The sequence below is a fragment of the uncultured Parabacteroides sp. genome (assembly GCF_947855115.1).
GTDB lineage: Bacteria > Bacteroidota > Bacteroidia > Bacteroidales > Tannerellaceae > Parabacteroides.
The window spans coordinates 90210-111339 of record NZ_CANTZW010000001.1 but is presented as its reverse complement, the minus strand read 5'-3'; the positions used below and the strand labels follow the sequence as shown (position 1 = coordinate 111339).

General features: G+C 43.9%; 17 protein-coding genes and 1 pseudogene. All 18 read left to right on the top strand.

Annotated features, from left to right (window positions below; translation table 11 throughout):
- Positions 1–39: 39 nt before the first annotated feature.
- Complete coding sequence (locus Q0110_RS18245) at positions 40–279, top strand: HEPN domain-containing protein (protein WP_366139624.1); 240 nt, start codon at positions 40–42, stop codon at positions 277–279.
- A 228-nt stretch (positions 280–507) separates the two neighbouring features.
- Positions 508–1953, top strand: a complete 1446-nt coding sequence (locus Q0110_RS00450; RefSeq protein ID WP_297900670.1) for a flippase — start codon at positions 508–510, stop codon at positions 1951–1953.
- Between the two features lies 1 nt (position 1954).
- On the top strand, positions 1955–3082 hold the full coding sequence (glf, locus tag Q0110_RS00445; RefSeq protein WP_297900667.1) for a UDP-galactopyranose mutase: 1128 nt from the start codon (positions 1955–1957) through the stop codon (positions 3080–3082).
- Between the two features lies 1 nt (position 3083).
- On the top strand, positions 3084–3920 hold the full coding sequence (locus tag Q0110_RS00440) for a DUF4422 domain-containing protein (RefSeq protein WP_297900663.1): 837 nt from the start codon (positions 3084–3086) through the stop codon (positions 3918–3920).
- A 7-nt stretch (positions 3921–3927) separates the two neighbouring features.
- The gene (locus Q0110_RS00435; protein WP_366139617.1) at positions 3928–5073 is read left to right on the top strand and encodes an EpsG family protein; all 1146 of its coding nucleotides are present in this window, start codon (positions 3928–3930) and stop codon (positions 5071–5073) included.
- Between the two features lie 16 nt (positions 5074–5089).
- Positions 5090–5947 carry a glycosyltransferase family 2 protein gene (locus Q0110_RS00430; RefSeq protein ID WP_297900660.1) on the top strand — a complete coding sequence of 286 codons (858 nt, stop codon included), beginning with the start codon at positions 5090–5092 and terminating at the stop codon, positions 5945–5947.
- Positions 5948–5960: 13 nt separating this feature from the next.
- Positions 5961–6899, top strand: coding sequence for a glycosyltransferase family 2 protein (locus tag Q0110_RS00425; RefSeq protein WP_297900657.1), 939 nt, complete (start codon positions 5961–5963; stop codon positions 6897–6899).
- A gap of 51 nt (positions 6900–6950) precedes the next feature.
- Positions 6951–8105, top strand: coding sequence for a sugar-transfer associated ATP-grasp domain-containing protein (locus Q0110_RS00420; RefSeq protein ID WP_297900655.1), 1155 nt, complete (start codon positions 6951–6953; stop codon positions 8103–8105).
- A gap of 29 nt (positions 8106–8134) precedes the next feature.
- Positions 8135–9025: an ATP-grasp fold amidoligase family protein gene (locus Q0110_RS00415; protein ID WP_297900652.1), complete on the top strand. Its 891-nt coding sequence runs from the start codon at positions 8135–8137 to the stop codon at positions 9023–9025.
- Positions 9026–9045: 20 nt separating this feature from the next.
- Complete coding sequence (locus tag Q0110_RS00410; protein WP_297900649.1) at positions 9046–10167, top strand: glycosyltransferase family 4 protein; 1122 nt, start codon at positions 9046–9048, stop codon at positions 10165–10167.
- An 80-nt stretch (positions 10168–10247) separates the two neighbouring features.
- Complete coding sequence (locus Q0110_RS00405; RefSeq protein ID WP_297900646.1) at positions 10248–10424, top strand: hypothetical protein; 177 nt, start codon at positions 10248–10250, stop codon at positions 10422–10424.
- Positions 10425–10435: 11 nt separating this feature from the next.
- Positions 10436–10924: pseudogene (locus Q0110_RS00400) on the top strand (hypothetical protein); the annotation flags it as partial.
- A gap of 68 nt (positions 10925–10992) precedes the next feature.
- On the top strand, positions 10993–12045 hold the full coding sequence (locus tag Q0110_RS00395; RefSeq protein WP_297900644.1) for an NAD-dependent epimerase: 1053 nt from the start codon (positions 10993–10995) through the stop codon (positions 12043–12045).
- Positions 12046–12061: 16 nt separating this feature from the next.
- Positions 12062–13375: a UDP-glucose/GDP-mannose dehydrogenase family protein gene (locus Q0110_RS00390; protein WP_297900641.1), complete on the top strand. Its 1314-nt coding sequence runs from the start codon at positions 12062–12064 to the stop codon at positions 13373–13375.
- Between the two features lie 351 nt (positions 13376–13726).
- The gene (locus Q0110_RS00385; protein ID WP_297900638.1) at positions 13727–15661 is read left to right on the top strand and encodes an amidophosphoribosyltransferase; all 1935 of its coding nucleotides are present in this window, start codon (positions 13727–13729) and stop codon (positions 15659–15661) included.
- A 93-nt stretch (positions 15662–15754) separates the two neighbouring features.
- Positions 15755–16906 carry a glutamine-hydrolyzing carbamoyl-phosphate synthase small subunit gene (gene carA / locus Q0110_RS00380; RefSeq protein ID WP_297900635.1) on the top strand — a complete coding sequence of 384 codons (1152 nt, stop codon included), beginning with the start codon at positions 15755–15757 and terminating at the stop codon, positions 16904–16906.
- Between the two features lie 121 nt (positions 16907–17027).
- Positions 17028–20294 carry a carbamoyl-phosphate synthase (glutamine-hydrolyzing) large subunit gene (gene carB, locus Q0110_RS00375; RefSeq protein ID WP_297900633.1) on the top strand — a complete coding sequence of 1089 codons (3267 nt, stop codon included), beginning with the start codon at positions 17028–17030 and terminating at the stop codon, positions 20292–20294.
- 192 nt (positions 20295–20486) lie between these two features.
- Entirely contained in the window at positions 20487–21068 is a 582-nt protein-coding gene (locus Q0110_RS00370) for a Crp/Fnr family transcriptional regulator (RefSeq protein WP_297900631.1), read from the top strand.
- Positions 21069–21130: the final 62 nt, after the last annotated feature.

The window sequence follows — 21130 nt, the reverse complement described above, 5'->3', positions numbered from 1 at the left end:
GCTATGAGACAGTAATTAGATGAATATAATATTTAACAACTGGTAGCCTATCGTATTGCGAGGGCCAAGGAAACATTGACAGAGGCTGATCTGTTAATTGGGGGGCAGTACTATAATGTGGCTGTCAATAGGTTGTATTATGCTTGTTACTATGCGGTAATTGCTATTTTGGTAAAATATAGAATCAACGCGCAAACCTATGATGAGGATAAGAAGCTCACATTGCATTCATTGCCTCCGGTAAATATTATTTATGGAAAAACGGAATATACTCTATAAATAATACCTCTTCTTGGGAGTATGGGAAGTGATGTTATTTGTGAGTAGTTTTAGGTATTCCTTCCTGTAACGAGGCCCTGGATTTGTACTCTGCTACTTGTATTATGTTGAGGAATTTGTCTCGGTAACTTATCTAAATATAGTTTAAACTCTTTTTAAATCACGACTTTTAGTTTTTGTCCTACTGGTTTATCGGGCGAGAGGGGAGTGGTTTGTGTACTCATCTTTATGTCAACATTAAAGACAAATATCATCCTTAATTTTATTAATACGGTTACGGGAATTATATTTCCTGTCATTACTTTCCCTTATGCGGCACGTGTGTTGCTGCCGGAAGGTATTGGCTCCGTGAATTTCTTGCAATCGATAGTTGCCTATATTGTTTTGTTGACCAGTTTGGGAATACCGATGTATGCGGTTCGAGAGGTTGCCAAATATCGGGATGATATAGTTATTCGTAACCGGATTACGGTAGAGATATTGCTGCTGAGCGTTATTCTTTGTTTGTTTGGATACGTGGTAGTTGCTGTATTGGGTGTTTATGTGCCGCAAATATCTGCACAATTAGGTGTATTCTATGCCTTAAGTCTGACGATTTTGTTCACCAGTTTGGGCGTGAATTGGTTCTATCAAGCGATTGAAGATTTTAAGTTTATTACTATTAGGGCGTTGTGCTTTCGTCTATTGGCAACGTTGGCTCTTTTTTTGTTTGTCAAGGGTAAAGAGGATTTGTTGATATATGCGTTTGTCTTGGTGGGTACTACGGTAGGTAACAATTTAATCAACTTCATCCATTTGCGGAAATGGATGCTGGTACGCTCTATTTGTTGGGATGAGCTGCACATTTGGCGGCATTTACGCCCTTCGTTGCGTATTTTCGTATTCAACTTGGTAACTAGCATTTATTTAAATTTAAATACGGTGATGCTTGGTTTTATGCGGGGTGATGACGCTGTAGGATTCTATACGGCTGGCAATAAATTGTCGCATGTGGTATTGAGTGTGGTCGCCTCTTTGGGTGTAGTCTTATTACCTCGTTGTTCCAATCTGATAGAGACAGGGCAGATGGAGGCTTTCTCTAAAGTGACGAGCAAATCCTATCGGCTGGTCGTAGGGGTATCTTTACCCAGCATCGTAGGGTTGATCGTATTGGCGATACCTGTTATACGTATCTTTTGCGGAGATGAGTTCTTGGAGGCGGTTCCCGTACTTTGTTGGACTGCACCTGTTATCTTGTTCATCGGGCTGAGCAACGTGATCGGTTTACAGATCTTGTATCCATTGGGAAAGGAGAGCATCGTGATTTGGAGTACGGTGGGTGGAGCGGTGTTGAATCTTCTGCTAAACCTGTGGCTGATACCTCCCTATGGTGCGGTAGGAGCTGCCATCTCGACTTTTGGAGCTGAGTTTATTGTGTTATTTATTCAGGTTGTTGTAGGATGTAAATATTTACCGTTCCGATTTTATGAGCGGGATTACTTGAATTATCTTTGGGCCTCCGGGGCGATGGCGATGATACTTTACGGACAAACATTATGGATCTCTAATACTTTCTATCTTGTATCCTCTTGTGTGATGACAGGAGTTTTGGTGTATGCCGGGATCTTATGGATCAAGCGGGATGTCTTATTTATGGAGGTCTTTAGCTATGCGACTAAACTAATCAAAAAATAAAATGAAACCATATGATTATTTGATTGTTGGGGCCGGTTTGTTTGGTTCCACATACGCTTGTCTTGCCCGAAAGAAAGGTAAGCGTTGTTTGGTCATAGATAGACGTCCGTATTTGGGGGGAAATCTGTATTGTGAGAGGATAGAGGGGATAAACGTGCATAAATATGGGGCACATATCTTTCATACCTCTAATAAAGAAGTATGGGATTTCGTGAATTCCATCGTGGATTTCAATCGTTATACGAACAGTCCGGTCGCCAATTATCAAGGGAAACTCTATAACCTGCCTTTCAATATGAATACTTTCTACCAAATGTGGGGCGTGAGAACTCCGGAAGAGGCGAAGGCGAGGATAGAGGAACAGAAGTTGGAGGCTGTGACTCAGATGCGTGTCGCAGGTGTATCGGAGCCTCGCAATCTGGAAGAGCAGGCCTTGACGTTGATCGGTAAGGATATTTACGAGAAGTTGATCAAGGGATATACGGAGAAACAATGGGGACGTAGATGCTCGGAGCTTCCCGCCTTTATCATCAAGCGTCTACCCGTGCGTTTTGTGTTTGACAATAATTATTTCAATGATACTTATCAAGGGATTCCGATGGGAGGCTACAATAAATTGATCGAAGGTTTGCTGGAGGGAGTGGAAACCCGGACGAACGTTGATTTCTTTGCGGATCGCAGCCATTGGGAGTCTTTGGCTGATAAGATTGTTTTTACTGGTAAGATTGATGAGTTTTATGATTATCGTTTCGGTAAGTTGGAATATCGCACGGTACGCTTTGAGGAGGAGATCCATGAGCACTGTAATTATCAGGGTAATGCGGTAGTGAATTATACGGAGCGAGATATTCCTTATACACGTATTATCGAACACAAGCATTTTGAGATGTTCGGTGAAGAAGTTTACAAACTTCCCTACACCATAATCTCACGCGAATACTCTATCGAGTGGCATGACGGCATAGAGCCTTACTACCCCGTGAATGATGTCCGGAACACCGGGCTTTACGCCCGGTACAAGGAACTGACAGACAAGGAAAGTGTGATTTTCGGAGGTAGGCTGGCGGAGTACAAGTACTACGATATGCATCAGGTGATAGAAAAAGTGTTGGATTTGAAAATTGAATGATATGGAAAAAGAAAAGAATAGAGATTCACAAGTCAAAATCTTGGTCTGTTGCCATAAGCCGGGTATTTGGCTTGACAACGATGTTTATATGCCCATTCAGTGTGGTAAAGCTGTCAGTAATATAGATTTGGGTATTCAAGGGGATGATATGAGAGATAATATCAGTGCGAAGAATTCCAATTATTGTGAACTGACTGCCATGTATTGGGCTTGGAAGAATTTGAAAGATATAGATTATGTTGGACTTTGTCATTATCGACGTTTTTTTAACCTACAAACTCATGGATGGGGAAGAAAATGTACGCATATTGTCAATTCATGGGACAAAGCGGCAGTATCTCCTTCTCTAATAAAAACAATGTTGTTGCGGAAAGATATCATTTTGGCGAAACCGGATGTATATTCATGTTCCGTAAAAAAGCAATACTGTATACAGCACATAAAAGAAGATCTGGATATGCTTCGTGCTGTTTTGATAGAAAAGTATCCAGATTTTGTTTCCGCATATGATTTTGTAATGGAGAAGACAAACCGTATTTCACCGTATAATATGTTTATGACCAACAGAGAGCTTTTTCAAAGCTATTGTGAGTGGTTGTTCGATATACTGTTTGCCGTAGAAAAAAGAATCCCTCTATCTGGCTATCCTTATCAAGCTCGTGTCTTTGGGTTCATGGCAGAACGGCTTTTGAATGTATACTGTCGTCAATATAAACTAAATGTCGATTATCGACAAGTATGTATTAGGGATGATAATAGGCAAGATAAAAGTTGGCTTTCATACCAAGCAAAGCGAAGTTACTTGAATCTGTTGTTTTATTTGGGTATGAAAAAGTAAAGTCTCAATGTTTATGTATCCCTATCTTATACTTTTCTTCTTCGCCCTATGTGCCTTGTTTTGTGACAAAAGGTACAAAAAGTTTTTGTTCAACACATTATTGTGGTATTCCATACTCTTATCAGGGCTGAGGTATCGTGTAGGGCTAGATACGCTGAATTACATGCTGTTTTATTCAGATATTCCCACATGGAACACTTTCTCTGTAGACGATTTCTACAACTTTAGCTATCAGCCTTTTTATTTGCTACTTTGTGTATTAGCAAAAAGCATTTCATCGGATTTTTATGTTCTTCAACTCATACAAGCCATTCTCGTTAATTGTGCATTCTTCTGGTTTGCAAAGAAATATTCAAATTATCCATTCCTGTATATATTCCTCTACCTTTGTACTTATTATACTTATTTCAATTTTGAGATAATGAAAGAAGGTATTAGCGTTGCTGTTTTCCTCTTAATCTTTCCATACTATCGGGAGCGGAAATGGGGCAAATACTACATAGGGGCATTTGTCAGCTTAATGTTCCATTTGTCGGCATCGATATTATTCCTTTTTCCACTTGTCAGGAACTTAAAATTCGATAAGAAGTTCATCCTGTATGCAGCGATGTCCGTAGTTGTGTTTTCGGCATTGTTTCGTATTTATGAGCAGGGAAATTTGGTTATAGGGATGAGTGAGGTGGCTAGCGAAAAAATCTCCTCTTATCAAGGGCTGGAACGATTCAATCTGAAATGGACGCTTTTTCAGATGTTCCCAGTGGCAATATTACCTTTGTTGTTACTTTGGTACACTAAGCACATGAAAAAAAAGGATACGGAAATGTATGAGGGCTTCCTGTGCGTCCGAATAATAATGGGAATCGGAATTCTATTTTTTCAGTTGATTTTCACTCGGTTTTCAAACTATACCACTCCTTTTTTATTACTACTTTTAACAGAATGTATCAGTCCGGTTATTTATAAAAGGAAAGTAGTGAGGTTAACTATGTCTCATGTTTGGCTTTGGGTTGTCATAACCTATTTTTCAATTTTATATATGCTTCCAGCTGCAAGGGGGCGAACATATAACCAATGGATTCCATACTATTCAATTTTTAATCCACAAAGAGATGTCGTAAGAGAGAACATGTGGAAAAATCATTTCGTGTATTGACCAATAAGTATTATTTATGTCTGTATTTGTAATCATAGTCACCTACAATCCTGAACATGACCTTTTGAGACGGCAGTACGAATCCATCCGGGGGCAAGTGTCAGGAATCATCTACGTAGACAATCACTCAACGTCTCTTGCATTACCGCTTGCCTTACCGGAAGAAGATGGAATATACTACATCCTAAACAATAGAAACGAAGGCTTAGGATATGCTCAAAATCAAGGAATAAAAAAAGCCTTGGAATTGGGGGCTGATTTCATATTATTATTAGATCAAGATTCGGAACTTTTTCCTTCTATGATTCAAGATTTGAAGGATACTTATTTATTCTGCCTCTCAAAGGGTGAAAAAGTAGGTGCCGTGGCTCCTGGGATAGTGAATGCTTTTGACGAGTCTTCTCCAGTTTTGGGTATATTGATTGATGGTATTCATATTAAGACTTTAGCTTTAAAAGATATTCCTTTAGAAGTGAGTTATTGTATCGCTTCCGGTACACTGATTCATAAGTCTGTACTTGAGGATATAGGGTTGATGAACGAATATATGTTTATTGATTTTTTAGATCTAGAATGGTGTATGCGAGCAAGGTCCAAAGATTATAAGATTTTTTTATCTCCTAAGGCTAGATTGCTTCATAGATTGGGAAATGGAGAGATGGATAGAATTACATCTCATTCCCCTATGAGAGAGTATTACATTTGTAGAAATGGATTCCTTTTGCTGAAATTGAACTATATACCTTTGGGCTTTAAGATTCGTCGTTGTGTACTGATTCCTCTTAGAGTTCTTAAATCATTCGTAACTGGTAGAAAAGAATATTTCAAGAATGGTTTGAAAGGTGTATATGATGCGTTTTTAGAAATAATTTAATTTGTAAATAGTAATGATTTACTCTATTATTGTAACCTATAATCCTGATCTTAAGCTTTTAGAGAAACAGTTTCACGCTTTATGTTTACAAGTGGATGCACTTGTCTATATTGATAACGGATCCAGAAATTTATCTGATATAAAGAGATTCATAGAAAAGGTGAAGAAGGTTCAAGATATAATTATCGTAGTATATAATAAAAAAAATATAGGTTTAGGAGCTGCACAAAACCAAGGGATAGATATAGCTATGGCTAATGGCATTGATCATGTTGTCTTTTTTGATCAGGATTCCACTCCGGAGCAGGGGTTTATATCAAAAATGTTGAAAGTGGAAACGAAACTATTGTCTCAAGGAAAGAGAGTAGGTGTAGTAGCACCTACAGCTATTGAGGAAGGATCTGGTAAAATTTGCGGGGTGACATTACATGAAAGATGGTGTAAACGGCAAGTTTTTCCGCAAGAAGGAGAATTTTCCGTACTTTGGGTGATGGCTTCGGGTTCTCTTTTTCGCACCGAAGTATTTCATACAATTGGTAAAATGAATCCTCATTTTTTTGTTGATATGATTGATACGGAATGGGGATATCGTGCCAAAGCTAAGGGATATGAGGTTTTTGTGACAGCGGGAGCGAGACTGTTTCATAATGTGGGTGACTCTTCTAAGAATATAGGAGGAAGAACGATGCATATACATCATCCTTATAGGCTCTATTATCATGCTCGGAACAATATTGTACAACTTTATAATCCTGTTTATAAAAGATATCGGTTTAGAGTTATAACGAAAACTTTTGCTCGTGTATTGGTAAGAATAGGGTTGCATGTTATTCTGGTCAAAAATGGAATGGAATATCTAAAATATGGAATTCAAGGAATTGTAGATGGTTTTATGAGAAAGTTAGGACCTTATGGGGATACGTATAAGTATCGTTTTGATACTGATAGTTAGTATTCTTTGGATTTTATACAAGAAGTAAAATGATTTATTTTATATCAAATTATGAGTATTTTAAAGTATAGAGTAGGTATTCGTGGAATACTTTGTTTAATAGAGCACATACTTGGATATGTGTTTATCATAATAAACAATCATATATATTCTAAACAATTTAAGAATAGATTGAGATCTCTTGGTTATAATTCAGCAGAGAGACAACCGGGTGAAGATGCATATATAAGAAAATGGGAGAGACTATCGAATAAGGTTGAACCTTATAGTTATCGTTTATTCTTACGATATATAGGACAAAATGAAAATATTGTTCCAGAAGCGGTGGGGCGTACGTTTATAGAACCGGTACTTAATCCAATTAGATATCGTGCGTATTATTCTGATAAGAATTTGTATGCTCAGTATCTTCCCAAAGAGTTTTTGCCTGAGACTATTGCTCGTAGGATCAATGGAGGTAAAATTCTCGACAGTGATTATTCTTTGTTTGTGGGTGATCCTTTTCTTTGTATCCCAACATATATTAAAGCACTTATTCTAAAGCTCTCCGTAGACACTGATAGCGGAAAGGGGGTTACAAAATTATTTAGGAAAGGTAATGGATGGGAAACAGTGGATCGTGAGCCATTTACTGTGATAGATTTAGAGAAATACGGTAATGATTGGATATTACAAGAGGCTGTTGAACAGCATGCTTTTATGGCCCGATTTTGTTCAACGGCGGTTAATACATTACGTATAGCTGTTTATCGTTCTCCAAAAGATGAGTTACCCCATGTTGTTGCTTCTATGATGCGTATAGGTAAAGAGGGAGCTTATTGTGATAATGGCCATGCGGGAGGTGCTGGAGTTGGTGTTAATCCTAAAACGGGTGAAGTTAATCATTATGCCACTGATCAATATGGAAATCGCTATGAGAAGTGGAATTCGGTTGATTTTACTAAAGAAAAATTTGTTATACCAAAGTGGAGTAGTATTCTTTCTTTTGCTTGTGAGGTGGCTCGTAAGAATCATCATCTTAGGCTTTTGGCCTTGGATATTTGCTTGGATAAAGAAGGAAATCCTAAGTTGTTGGAATATAACTGTTCCGGCTATTCTTATTGGTTGTTTTTGTACAATGCCGTTGATGCTTTGGGTGATTATACAGAAGAAATAATAGAATATTGCTCATGCCATCAAGTGGAGCAAGTCAAAATAATTTATTGATGTCTGACTGATATTAAAAGTATGTATAGATGAATTATAAAAGAATATTTAGAAATCAACAACTTCGTTTTATGATTTTACGTTTGCTGCAATTTGTGCCAGACCGTTTCATGCTGAGTATGCAGTATTATATAAAAATGGGGTGTTGGCTAGATTTCAACAAGCCAAAAAGGTTCACCGAGAAATTACAGCTATATAAAATGAAGTATCGGGATGAAAGACTTTGTCGTTGTGTCGATAAGTATGAGGTACGAAAATATGTGGAAAGTAAAGGCCTCAGTGATATATTGAACATATGTTATGGTGTGTATGATCGTGCGGAGGATATCGAATTGAATGGACTTCCCAACCAATTTGTGGCAAAAACGACAAATGGTGGAGGTGGGCAAAACGTAATTATCGTGCGAGATAAGAATCATCTGGATGAGAAAGATTTCAAGCAAAAATTGAATGTATGGCTTAAAGGAAGATTAGATGCGTGTGGAAGAGAATGGGCCTATTCTGGAATAGAGTATCCCAAAATAGTTATCGAGGAATTATTAGTAGATGAACGTAATGAAGATGGTTCTATAGAAGATTATAAGTTCTTTTGTTTTAATGGAAAAGTATGTTGCATACAGGAAGATACAGGAAGATACGGTCTACATAAACGAAATTTATATACGAAAAAGTGGGAATTATTAGACGTTATTTGTACATATCCCAGTGTTTCTGTGAGTCCTAAGCCGATTAATTTTGAGGAAATGATTCAGATTGCAGAAATCCTTGGAAAGGATTTTCCATTCGTTCGTGTAGATCTATATAATATTCATGGTAAAATATATTTTGGGGAATTGACATTTTACCCAGGAAGTGGCTATGAAGGTTATAAGCCGGATTCTTTTGACTTTGAACTGGGGAAATATTTCACGGAATATTGAGGAGTCTGCATTTAATTTGTATGTCAAAATTATTTATCGTCCTCAACGAGGACTATTTCCTTCTTACGCACCGTAAGGATCTTGCCGTGCGTGCGCAAGAGGCCGGTTATGACGTGACGATCGTGGCTAAGAATACCGGGCGTAAGGAACAGGTGGAAGCGTTGGGTTTGGAGATGCTGGAATTGCCCATTTATCCTACGGGGAAGAATCCTATAGGGGAATTGAAGACTTTTTGGTTTCTTTATCGGCTTTATAAACGGGAGAAGCCAGATATCGTGCATCATGTGGGATTGAAAACCATCCTTTGGGGTGGATTGGCTGCTAAGTTGGCCGGTGTGAAGGGGGTTGTGAACGCTGTCAGCGGATTGGGGGTGATGTTCTCATTAGAGAAAGAATCCCGGTTGACGGGCTTGATATTGAGTGTCCTTCGTTTCTCGCATCGTCGAAAAAATTTGATTGAGATCTTTCAAAATCATGAGGATGAACGGTTGTTTGTCGAGAATGGAGTGGTAACTAACGATCAAATCCGGTTCATCAAAGGATCGGGAGTGGATCTAAAGACATACACATATACTTCGGAACCTGTCTCGGATAAAATTCGGATACTGTTCACGGCGCGGATGGTGGAAGAGAAAGGGGTTTGGGTATTGGTGAATGCTGCGGAATTACTCCGAAAAGAATACGAGGGGCGTATATGCTTCCTCTTGTGTGGTGGTCTATCATCGAATCCAAAAGCGATCAAGGAGGAGGAGTTGAATGATCGTTGCGATGGAAATTATATACAATGGTTGGGATATCGGTCGGATGTTCCGGATTTGTTGAGGTCTTCTCATATCGTAGCTTTTCCTAGCTATTACCGAGAGGGGGTACCGAAATCGTTGATTGAGGCCACAGCTATTGGGCGGCCTATCGCCACGACAAACTCTATCGGGTGTAAGGATACGGTAGAGGATGGGGTGAATGGATTTTTGGTGCCTATTAAAGATAGCAAGGCGCTAGCGGAAAAATTGAGGGTCTTGATTGATGACGCAGATTTACGGAAACGAATGGGACTTAATTCCCGACAAATAGCGGAACGGGACTTTTCCTTGGATGATGTCATCGTAAAGCATTTGGTGATTTATGATAGGTTGATGCATTAAAGATTAGATTTTCTTATTGGGTATGTTTGCTTATCTCAAATGAGAAAGTTATGTCTGTATCAATATAAAATTGATAAAGAATGACAATGAGCAAATTGAACGAGCATCACCTTTCGGATATAGAGGCCAAGAAACGTTCCATAGCGTCTTGGCAGAGGCAGCCGCTATCTCTTGAACGTTTGATTCAATTCAAGTGCTTGCGGGAACAGCGTATTGCAAGGGAGTCCAAATTGGGGCTCTCCGATAATTTACTGTAAATACAGGATGTTGGATTTCTGATATTTCTGTTCTTGGTGTTTTCTCAGATAGGGGATCTGGGAATGAGGTTTATTCTTCTTTTGATTCAGAGTTTCTTTTTGAATTGAATGATTTTAGATATGCAGATGATAATTTAAATTCCTTTTTTGAAAGAATAGACGTCCATGATCTTTATATTCCTGATTGCGCCTATGATTTAATAGGTTTTGCCTTAAATTCATCAAAAAGTATTTGTGCTGTGTTGACACAACCGTTCGTCCGGTCTGAACGAGAGGCTGCGGAAGATGAGATCTGTGCTTCATTGTTATCTTATGGCTTTACCTCTGAGCTTGGAGGAGAATATTATACGAATGGAGGGTATGATATCTTTGATGCGGTGCCAAATAATGTCCTTTATGGTATAGATGGGAAATTTTATTTTATAGATACTATTATTTATCGAACAAATAAAGAAGGACTGAATATTTATAGAAGTCTTTCTCCTCGTTGTTCTAAATAGTCATCAAAGCTTTATTTTCTGCCTGTAACAGGCTTTCTTACACAAATCTTTTTTCAATTTACGTATTTATGAAGGTTTTACTGACTGGTTCTGCCGGCTTTATCGCCTCGTTCGTCGCACGGCGTTTGCTGGGGCGGGGAGACGAGGTCGTGGGGTTGGATAATATCAATGGATATTATGATACGGCCTTGAAGTATGGCCGCTTGAAAGAGGCGGGTATAGGGGAAGAGGAGGTGGATTGGTATAAATTGACTCCGAGCCATACGTATGAGAAATACCGTTTTATCCGGATGAACCTGGAGGATCGGCAAGCGATGCGGATGCTTTTCGCCAACGAGGGGTTTGACGCTGTGATTAACTTGGCCGCCCAAGCGGGCGTACGTTACTCGATCACGAATCCGTATGCGTATGTGGAATCGAACTTGGATGGCTTTATCAATGTGCTGGAGGGATGTAGGCATCATCAGGTGAGGCATCTGGTGTATGCCAGCTCCAGCAGCGTGTATGGGCTGAATGCGGATGTGCCCTTCTCCGAGAAAACGAGTATCGCCCATCCCGTGAGCTTGTATGCCGCATCCAAGAAATCTAACGAGTTGATGGCACATGCGTATAGCCAATTGTATGGGATTCCTACCACGGGTTTGCGTTTCTTTACGGTGTATGGGCCGTGGGGGAGACCGGATATGTCTCCTTTCTTGTTTGCCGACGCTATTCTGCACGATCGTCCGATCAAGGTGTTCAACAACGGGGATATGCTACGTGACTTCACGTATATCGATGATATCGTGGAGGGGATGATACGGGTCTTGGACCGGCCGGCTACACCGAATCCGGGTTGGAACCCGGAATACCCGGATCCCAGTTCCTCTTCTGCGCCCTATCGTATTTATAATATAGGCAATTCCCGGCCTGTCAGGTTGATGGATTTTATACAAGCTATTGAGATCGCTTGCGGAAAAGAGGCGGTGAAGGATTTCCTTCCGATGCAACCGGGGGACGTGTACCAGACGAACGCCGATACTACGTTGCTTCAACGGGCGGTGGGTTTTAAGCCCTCAACGGATATTCAAGAGGGTGTTAATCGAACCGTGGCGTGGTTCAAATCATATTATAATCTATAAAAATAAATTCTACGGTATGAAGATAGCGATTGTCGGAACAGGATATGTCGGTTTGGTAACGGGTACCTGTTTTTCGGAGATGGGTGTGGACGTTACGTGCGTGGATGTGATGGCCGGGAAGATCGAGAACTTGAAGAAGGGTGTCATCCCGATTTACGAGCCGGGCTTGGAGGATATGGTCCATAAGAATTATAATGCCGGACGTTTGAGATTCACGACGGATCTTGCCTCTGTGCTGGATGATGTGGAGGTGGTGTTCAGTGCGGTGGGTACGCCTCCGGATGAGGATGGCAGCGCTGATCTGCGCTATGTGCTGGAGGTGGCCCGCACGGTAGGGCGACATATCAATAAATATACGTTAGTGGTGACTAAAAGTACGGTACCGGTGGGTACGGCCCGTAAGGTGAAGGCCGCTATCCAAGAGGAACTGGATAAACGGGGTGTGTCTGTTGAGTTTGACGTGGCCAGTAATCCGGAGTTCCTGAAAGAGGGAAATGCGGTGGACGATTTCATGAAACCGGATCGTGTGGTGGTCGGCGTGGAATCGGATCGGGCACGGAAGTTGATGGAGAAGTTGTATAAGCCATTCATGATGAATAACTATCGTTTGATCTTTACGGATGTGCCTTCTGCCGAGATGATCAAATACGCCGCTAATTCCATGTTGGCTACCCGTATCAGTTTTATGAATGACATCGCCAATCTCTGTGAGCTGGTGGGTGCTGACGTGAACATGGTGCGTAAGGGGATAGGCTCGGATAGTCGTATCGGTAGTAAGTTCTTGTACCCGGGATGCGGCTATGGCGGCTCTTGCTTCCCGAAAGACGTAAAGGCGTTGATCAAGACGGCGGAAAAGAATGGCTATACGATGAATGTATTGAGAGCGGTCGAGGAGGTGAATGAGAGGCAAAAGAGTGTGTTGTTTCATAAACTTCAAAAACATATCCCGGACTTATCCGGTAAGACGGTGGCCCTGTGGGGCTTGGCTTTTAAACCGGAGACGGATGATATGCGCGAGGCTACCTCTTTGGTCTTGGTTGATTTGCTGACGAAAGCGGGTGCTACGGTCAAGGTGTATGATCCGATCGCCATGACGGAGTGCATGCGTAGGCTTGGCGACAAGGTCTTCTATGCGAGTGATATGTATGACGCTACGGTGGATGCGGATGCGTTGTTACTGGTTACGGAATGGAAGGAATTCCGTATCCCTAGCTGGGCTGTACTAAAAAAACTTATGCGTGATCCATTATTGATCGATGGCCGCAATATTTACGATGCCCATGAACTTCATGAAGCCGGTTTTTCCTATGAGTGTATAGGAATACAATAACAGATATTTTATATTGTAAAACAACAGCACGCATATGTGGCATAGGGGGTAAACCTTATATGCCTAAAAAATAATCATCTTGGACATTCATTACCCTTTCGGGAGGTAATGAGTGACTGGGGTGATTATTTTGTTTTTAGGTAGTGGTGGTGGAATAAGTCAACCCATAAGTTTCCCTCATTATGGATTGAAAATAAACTCTCCCTTTTGCTTATAAAACGAAAGCTTTCTTAACTAAACGTCCGATAAAAACATATTTTCCGTGAAAGTGTCAAATATTTCAGGTTTGTTTAAACAATATGTTAGGGATTGTCTGTATCTTTGCGGCAAAATCAAAAAGTTGATTCTATAATGGAAGTATTGAAGCATGAGTGTGGTGTTGCCATGGTCCGGTTACTGAAACCCTTGGAATATTATCACCAGAAGTACGGTAGCTGGATGTATGGACTGAACAAACTCTATTTGCTGATGGAAAAGCAGCATAACCGAGGGCAGGAAGGAGCGGGTTTAGCCTGCGTGAAGCTAGAGGCAAATGCCGGAGAGGAATATATGTTTCGTGAACGGGCCGTCGGAACTGGAGCTATTACCGAGATATTTGCCGCCGTTCACGAATCCTACAAAGACTTACCCCCCGAACAACTCAACGATCCGCTATTCGCCAAAGCCAACCTACCTTTCGCCGGAGAACTTTACATGGGTCACCTCCGTTACAGTACCACCGGGAAATCCGGAATCTCTTATATCCATCCTTTTTTACGACGCAACAACTGGCGTGCCAAGAACCTCGCCGTATGCGGGAATTTCAATCTCACAAATGTTCATGATATATTTGAGGAGATCACGGCGATCGGACAGCATCCCCGGAGATATTCCGATACCTATATCATGCTGGAGCAGTTGGGGCATCGGCTGGACCGGGAGGTGGAGCGCCTCTACCGGAAGTGTGAAGCGGAAGGATTAGAAGGGATGGATATCACGCATGCCATCGAGGATCAAATCGATTTGTCGAACGTATTGAAACGCTGTGTGCCGGGGTGGGATGGAGGTTTCGTGATTTGCGGCATCACCGGCAGTGGAGAGTCGTTCAGCGTGCGAGACCCGTGGGGAATCCGTCCGGCCTTCTATTATGTGGATGATGAGATCATCGTGCTGGCATCCGAGCGTCCGGTTATACAGACCGTGATGAACGTACAGGTAGAGGATATCCGGGAATTGAGCCGGGGAGAAGCGATATTCGTCAACAAAAAAGGCGAATGGCATACCTCCCGGATCGTGGAGCCGAAGGAGAACAAGGCCTGCTCTTTCGAGCGCATCTACTTCTCGCGAGGTAGCGACGTGGATATCTACCGGGAAAGAAAACGCTTGGGGGAAAACCTCGTACATCCGATCCTGAAAGCGGTGGATTACGACTTGAACCATACCGTCTTCTCCTTTATCCCGAATACGGCCGAGGTTGCTTATTTCGGAATGCAGGAGGGGTTGAACAACTACTTGAACAAGCTGAAAAAAGAATGGATCGCCGATCGTAGCCACCTGCTCAGGGAAGAGGAGCTGGAACAAATCCTCTCCATGCGGATACGCTCGGAGAAGGTAGCGATAAAAGATATAAAGTTGCGCACCTTTATCGCCGAGGGTAATAGCCGGAATGACCTGGCGGCGCACGTATATGATATTACTTACGGGAGTATAGAACCTTTTGTCGATAATCTGGTTGTGATAGATGACAGTATCGTGCGGGGTACTACCTTGCGCCAGAGTATTATTGGAATCTTGGACCGCCTGCATCCGAAAAAGATCGTGATCGTAAGTTCTTCTCCGCAGGTACGTTATCCGGATTATTATGGTATCGATATGTCTCGGATGAACGAGTTTATCGCTTTCAAGGCGGCGGTGGCCCTGTTGCGTGACCGGGGGATGGAATACGTGATCTTGGACGCTTATCGAAAGGCGAGGAAAGAGTTGGCGGTTGACAGCGGACAGTTGGCGGTTAAAAGACCTCTTGACTCGGCAGTCGGCAGTCCGTTATCAACGGTCAATTACGTAAAGGAGGTGTACGCCCCGTTTACGGACGAGGAGATATCCGCTAAGATGGTGGAGTTGCTTACCCCGGCAGGGACACGGGCGAAGGTAGAGATCGTTTACCAGACCTTGGAGGGTTTGCACGCCTCTTGCCCGGATTATCCGGGTGACTGGTATTTCTCCGGCGATTACCCGACACCGGGCGGGACTCGGTTAGTGAACGAGGCTTTTATTCACTATATGGAAGAAGAATACTTAATTAATTGAAAATTGAAAATGGAGAATTGAAAATTATGACGGGCGATAGCTTGTTCAGCTTAATTTCCGATGCTCCTTTTATATTATAAAACGAAGTTTTTTATGAGGACAGCAACTTTGATGTTAGACGATGGTTCCGTCTTCCGTGGCTACTCTTTCGGCTATGAGAAACCGGTGGCGGGCGAAGTCGTGTTCAATACCGCTATGACCGGATATCCGGAGAGTTTGACAGATCCTTCGTATGCGGGCCAGTTGATGGTGTTGACTTATCCGCTCGTTGGTAATTACGGAGTTCCGCCCCGTACGTTCGGGTCGAACGGGATCGCTACGTTTATGGAAAGCGAGAAGATACATGCCGAGGCGATTATCGTCAGCGACTATAGTCATGAGTATAGCCATTGGAATGCCGAGTGTAGCTTGGGCGACTGGTTGAAGGAGGAGAAGATACCGGGCATATACGGTATCGATACCCGTGCGCTGACAAAGAAATTACGTGAGCATGGTGTGATGATGGGACGCATCGTTATCGGCGATGCCGATAACGGAGTTGAAAATGGAGAATTGAGAATTGAAAATTATGAAAATGTGAACTATGTGGATCGGGTGTCGTGTAAGGAGATTATTTGTTACCTGCCCGATGGTACGAGTCAGACCTGTTCTTTATCAGAAGCCCCCGATTTTCAATTTTCAATTCTCAATTCTCAATCCCAAAAGCACGTCGTGCTTTTGGATTGCGGCGTGAAACATAATATCATTCGTTGTTTGTTGAGGCGTAACGTGGCGGTGATTCGTGTACCTTGGGATTACGACTTCAATCATTTGGAATACGATGGTTTGTTTATCAGTAACGGCCCGGGCGATCCGGATACCTGCGATGCCGCTGTCCGGAATATCCGTAAGGCGCTTTCGGGGGATAAACCGATTTGTGGTATTTGTATGGGGAACCAGTTGTTGGCGAAAGCTGGCGGGGCTTCTATCTATAAGTTGAAGTATGGCCATCGTAGCCATAACCAGCCGGTACGTATGGTAGGTACGGAGAAATGCTTTATTACCTCGCAGAATCATGGTTATGCCGTGGATAATGATACGCTGGGCGAGGAATGGGAACCGCTGTTTGTCAATATGAATGACGGGACGAACGAAGGGATCAAGCATAAGACAAAGCCTTTCTTCTCTTCCCAGTTCCATCCGGAAGCGTGCAGCGGGCCGCTGGATACGGAGTTCATGTTCGATAAGTTCGTGGATTTGCTGTAGCGGGAAGGGTACGGCCCTGTGTGGGGATGTGGTTGTACCCAGTACAAACTCTTAGCGTTTTTTGTACGAGACCGTGGCTTTCCCCGCCTGAGAATGTTAATGACAAAAGAATGTTTATACGATGAAAGAAGATATAAAGAAAGTCCTGATACTCGGTTCCGGAGCCTTGAAGATCGGTGAGGCGGGCGAGTTTGATTATTCAGGCAGCCAAGCCCTGAAGGCGATTAAGGAAGAGGGGATCCAAACGGTATTGATCAATCCGAATATCGCTACGGTACAGACCTCGGAAGGAGTCGCGGACACGGTTTATTTCCTGCCCGTTACTCCTTTTTTTGTGGAAAAGGTGATCGAGAAAGAGCGTCCGGAAGGAATCTTGCTCGCTTTCGGCGGGCAGACGGCGTTGAACTGTGGCGTGGCCCTTTACCAAAACGGCGTGTTGGAGAAGTATGGCGTGAAGGTGTTGGGTACTCCGGTACAGGCTATCATGGATACCGAGGACCGGGAGTTGTTCGTACGCAAGCTGGATGAGATCGACGTGAAAACGATCAGGAGCGAGGCCGTGGAGAACGTCGCTGATGCTCGCCGTGCGGCTGCCGAACTGGGTTATCCGGTCATCGTCCGTGCCGCTTATGCGTTGGGAGGCTTGGGTTCCGGTTTTTGCGACAATGAGGAGGAATTGAACGTGTTGGTCGAGAAGGCTTTCTCCTTCTCTCCGCAAGTATTGGTGGAGAAAAGCTTGAAGGGCTGGAAAGAGGTGGAGTACGAGGTGGTACGTGACCGTTTCGATAACTGCATCACGGTATGTAACATGGAAAATTTCGACCCGCTGGGAATCCATACGGGAGAGTCTATCGTGATCGCTCCCTCGCAGACCTTGAGCAATACGGATTATCATAAGTTACGTGAGTTGGCGATCCGTATCATCCGTCATATCGGTATCGTGGGCGAGTGTAACGTGCAATATGCTTACGATCCCGAGAGCGAGGATTACCGGGTGATCGAGGTGAATGCCCGCCTGAGCCGTTCTTCGGCCTTGGCTTCTAAGGCGACCGGTTATCCGTTGGCTTTCGTGGCCGCTAAATTGGGCTTGGGGTACGGTTTGTTCGACTTGAAAAACTCCGTGACGAAAACGACCAGTGCTTTCTTTGAGCCGGCTCTCGATTACGTGGTATGTAAGATCCCCCGCTGGGACTTGGGTAAGTTCCACGGCGTGGCTCGTGAGTTGGGTTCCAGCATGAAGTCGGTCGGCGAGGTGATGGCGATCGGGCGTACCTTCGAGGAGGCTATCCAGAAAGGATTGCGTATGATCGGGCAGGGTATGCATGGTTTCGTGGAGAATAAGGAGTTGGTGATCGAGGATATCGATAAGGCGTTGCACGAGCCGACCGACCGCCGTATCTTCGTTATCTCGAAGGCTTTCCGTGCCGGTTATACGGTAGACCAGATTCATGAGCTGACCAAGATAGACCGATGGTTCCTACAGAAACTATACGGAATCATGTGTACCTCCAAGGAACTACACAAATTGCAAATTGAAAATGGAGAGTTGAAAATGAATACAAGTGCGAAGCAATTTTCAATTTTCAATTCTCCATTTTCAATTGACCTGCTTCGCCGTGCGAAACGGCAAGGTTTCTCCGATTTCCAGATCGCTCGTGCGATCGGTCTCGACGGGGATGTGGAGAAGGGCATGATGTTGGTTCGCCAATTCCGCAAGGAGCACGGTATCCTTCCGGTAGTGAAACAGATCGATACCTTGGCCGCCGAGTATCCGGCGCAGACGAATTACCTGTACCTGACGTATAGCGGTACGGAAAACGACGTGACGTACTTGGGCGATCATCGCTCGATTGTCGTGCTGGGTTCCGGCGCTTACCGCATCGGTAGCTCGGTGGAGTTCGACTGGTGTGGCGTGCAGGCCTTGAATACGATCCGTAAGGAGGGTTACCGCTCCGTGATGATCAACTATAATCCCGAGACGGTGTCTACCGACTACGATATGTGCGACCGCCTTTACTTCGACGAACTTACCTTCGAGCGTGTGATGGATATCCTCGAGCTGGAGAACCCGCACGGCGTGATCGTCTCTACCGGCGGCCAGATCCCGAATAATTTGGCGATGCGTCTGGACGAGCAACATGTGAATATCTTGGGTACATCTGCCAAGAGCATCGATAATGCCGAGGATCGTGAGAAGTTCTCCGCTATGTTGGACCGTATCGGCGTGGATCAACCCCGTTGGAAAGAGCTTTCTTCCATGGAGGATATCAACGGTTTCGTGGCAGAGGTTGGCTTCCCCGTATTGGTTCGCCCGAGTTATGTATTGAGTGGCGCAGCCATGAATGTCTGCTCGAATCAAGAGGAATTGGAACGTTTCTTGAAATTGGCCGCCAATGTCAGCCAAAAGCATCCGGTGGTGGTAAGCCAGTTCATCGAGCATGCGAAAGAGGTGGAGATGGATGCCGTGGCCGATCATGGCGAGATCGTGATGTATGCCATCAGCGAGCATATCGAGTTTGCCGGGGTTCATTCCGGCGACGCTACGATCCAGTTCCCGGCCCAGAAATTATATGTGGAGACGGTTCGTCGTATCAAGCGCATCAGTAAGCGGATCGCTAAGGAGCTGAATATCTCCGGCCCGTTCAATATCCAATATCTGGCGAAGGGCAATGAGATCAAGGTGATCGAGTGTAACCTTCGTGCCAGCCGTTCCTTCCCGTTCGTGAGCAAGGTATTGAAGATAAACTTCATTGAGTTGGCCACCCGTGTCATGCTGGGCTTGCCGGTAGAGAAACCGAATAAGAACGAGTTTGATCTGGATTACGTGGGTATCAAGGCTTCTCAATTCTCGTTCAACCGCTTGCAGAAAGCCGATCCGGTATTAGGGGTCGATATGGCTTCCACGGGTGAGGTGGGCTGTCTGGGCGACGATGTATCCGAGGCGGTATTGACGAGTATGCTCGCTGTCGGGCAACGGGTTCCGGAGAAGAACATCCTCCTGTCTACCGGTACGCCGAAGCAGAAGGTAGCCATGCTGGATGCCGCTAAGATGTTGGCGGCGAAAGGCTACAACCTATTCGCTACGGGAGGTACGCACCGTTTCTTGGAGGAGAATGGCATTCCGAGTACGAAAGTGTACTGGCCGAGCGAGCAGGGGGAACCGCAGGCCCTCAAGATGCTCCACGAGAAGAAGATCGACATGGTGGTGAATATCCCCCGTGACCTTTCTGCCGGCGAGCTTGACAACGGCTATAAGATCCGCCGTGCCGCCATCGACCTGAATATCCCGTTGATCACGAATGCCCGTCTGGCAAGCGCTTTCATTCAAGCCTTCTGTACCTTGCACATAGATGATATCCACATCAAAAGCTGGCAAGAATATAAATAACATCCAGTTGTAGAGACGGGGCGTGCCCCGTCTCATCCCCTCAAAATGGTAACTTAAAAATACTATCAGTCGGTGGGAGACGGGGCACGCCCCGTCTCTACAACCTATTGGATGAAATAAATGGGGGCTTGACGTAAATCAAGTGGCATTTATTTCGTAAGTTCGCGGAAACAAACAAAAATGACCATTGATATGGATACAGCGATATTTATAGCTCGCAGGATCGCGGCGCAATCGATTCTACTCAGTGAGGAAGCCGCCCAGAAACTGGCCTCTATCCTAATCCGGACAGAATTGAAAAAAGGCGCTTTGTTTTTTAAGGAGGGAGAGGTTTGTACGCAACTCGGTTATGTCTATAAGGGAATGGTTCGCCAATTTTACTTTAAGAATAAGAAAGAGCTGACCGAGCATTTCGCCAGCGAAGATAATGTCTTTATTTGTATCGAGAGCTTCTTGCGCCAGCGTCCCGCAAATCTGTTGGTGGAGGCCTTGGAGAATACGGTGCTGTATGGTATCCCCCATGATCCCTTGTTGGCGTTGTGCGCCGAGGATTACGAGATCGAGGTCATGTATCGCCGCCTGTTGGAGAATTCGCTGATCCTGTCTCAACGGAAGGCGGACTTCCTGCGTTTCGAGACCGCTAACGAGCGTTATGCCCGCTTATTGAAAGAACACCCTGAGATCGTACAGCGTGCCCCCTTGTCTCATATCGCCTCTTATTTGCTGATGACCCCTGAGACGTTGAGCCGGGTCAGGGCGAATATGCAGTTATGATAGACCTTGTAGGTGTTAGTTATATACGGTGTCGTATATAAGGTTATAAAGATATAATTAGT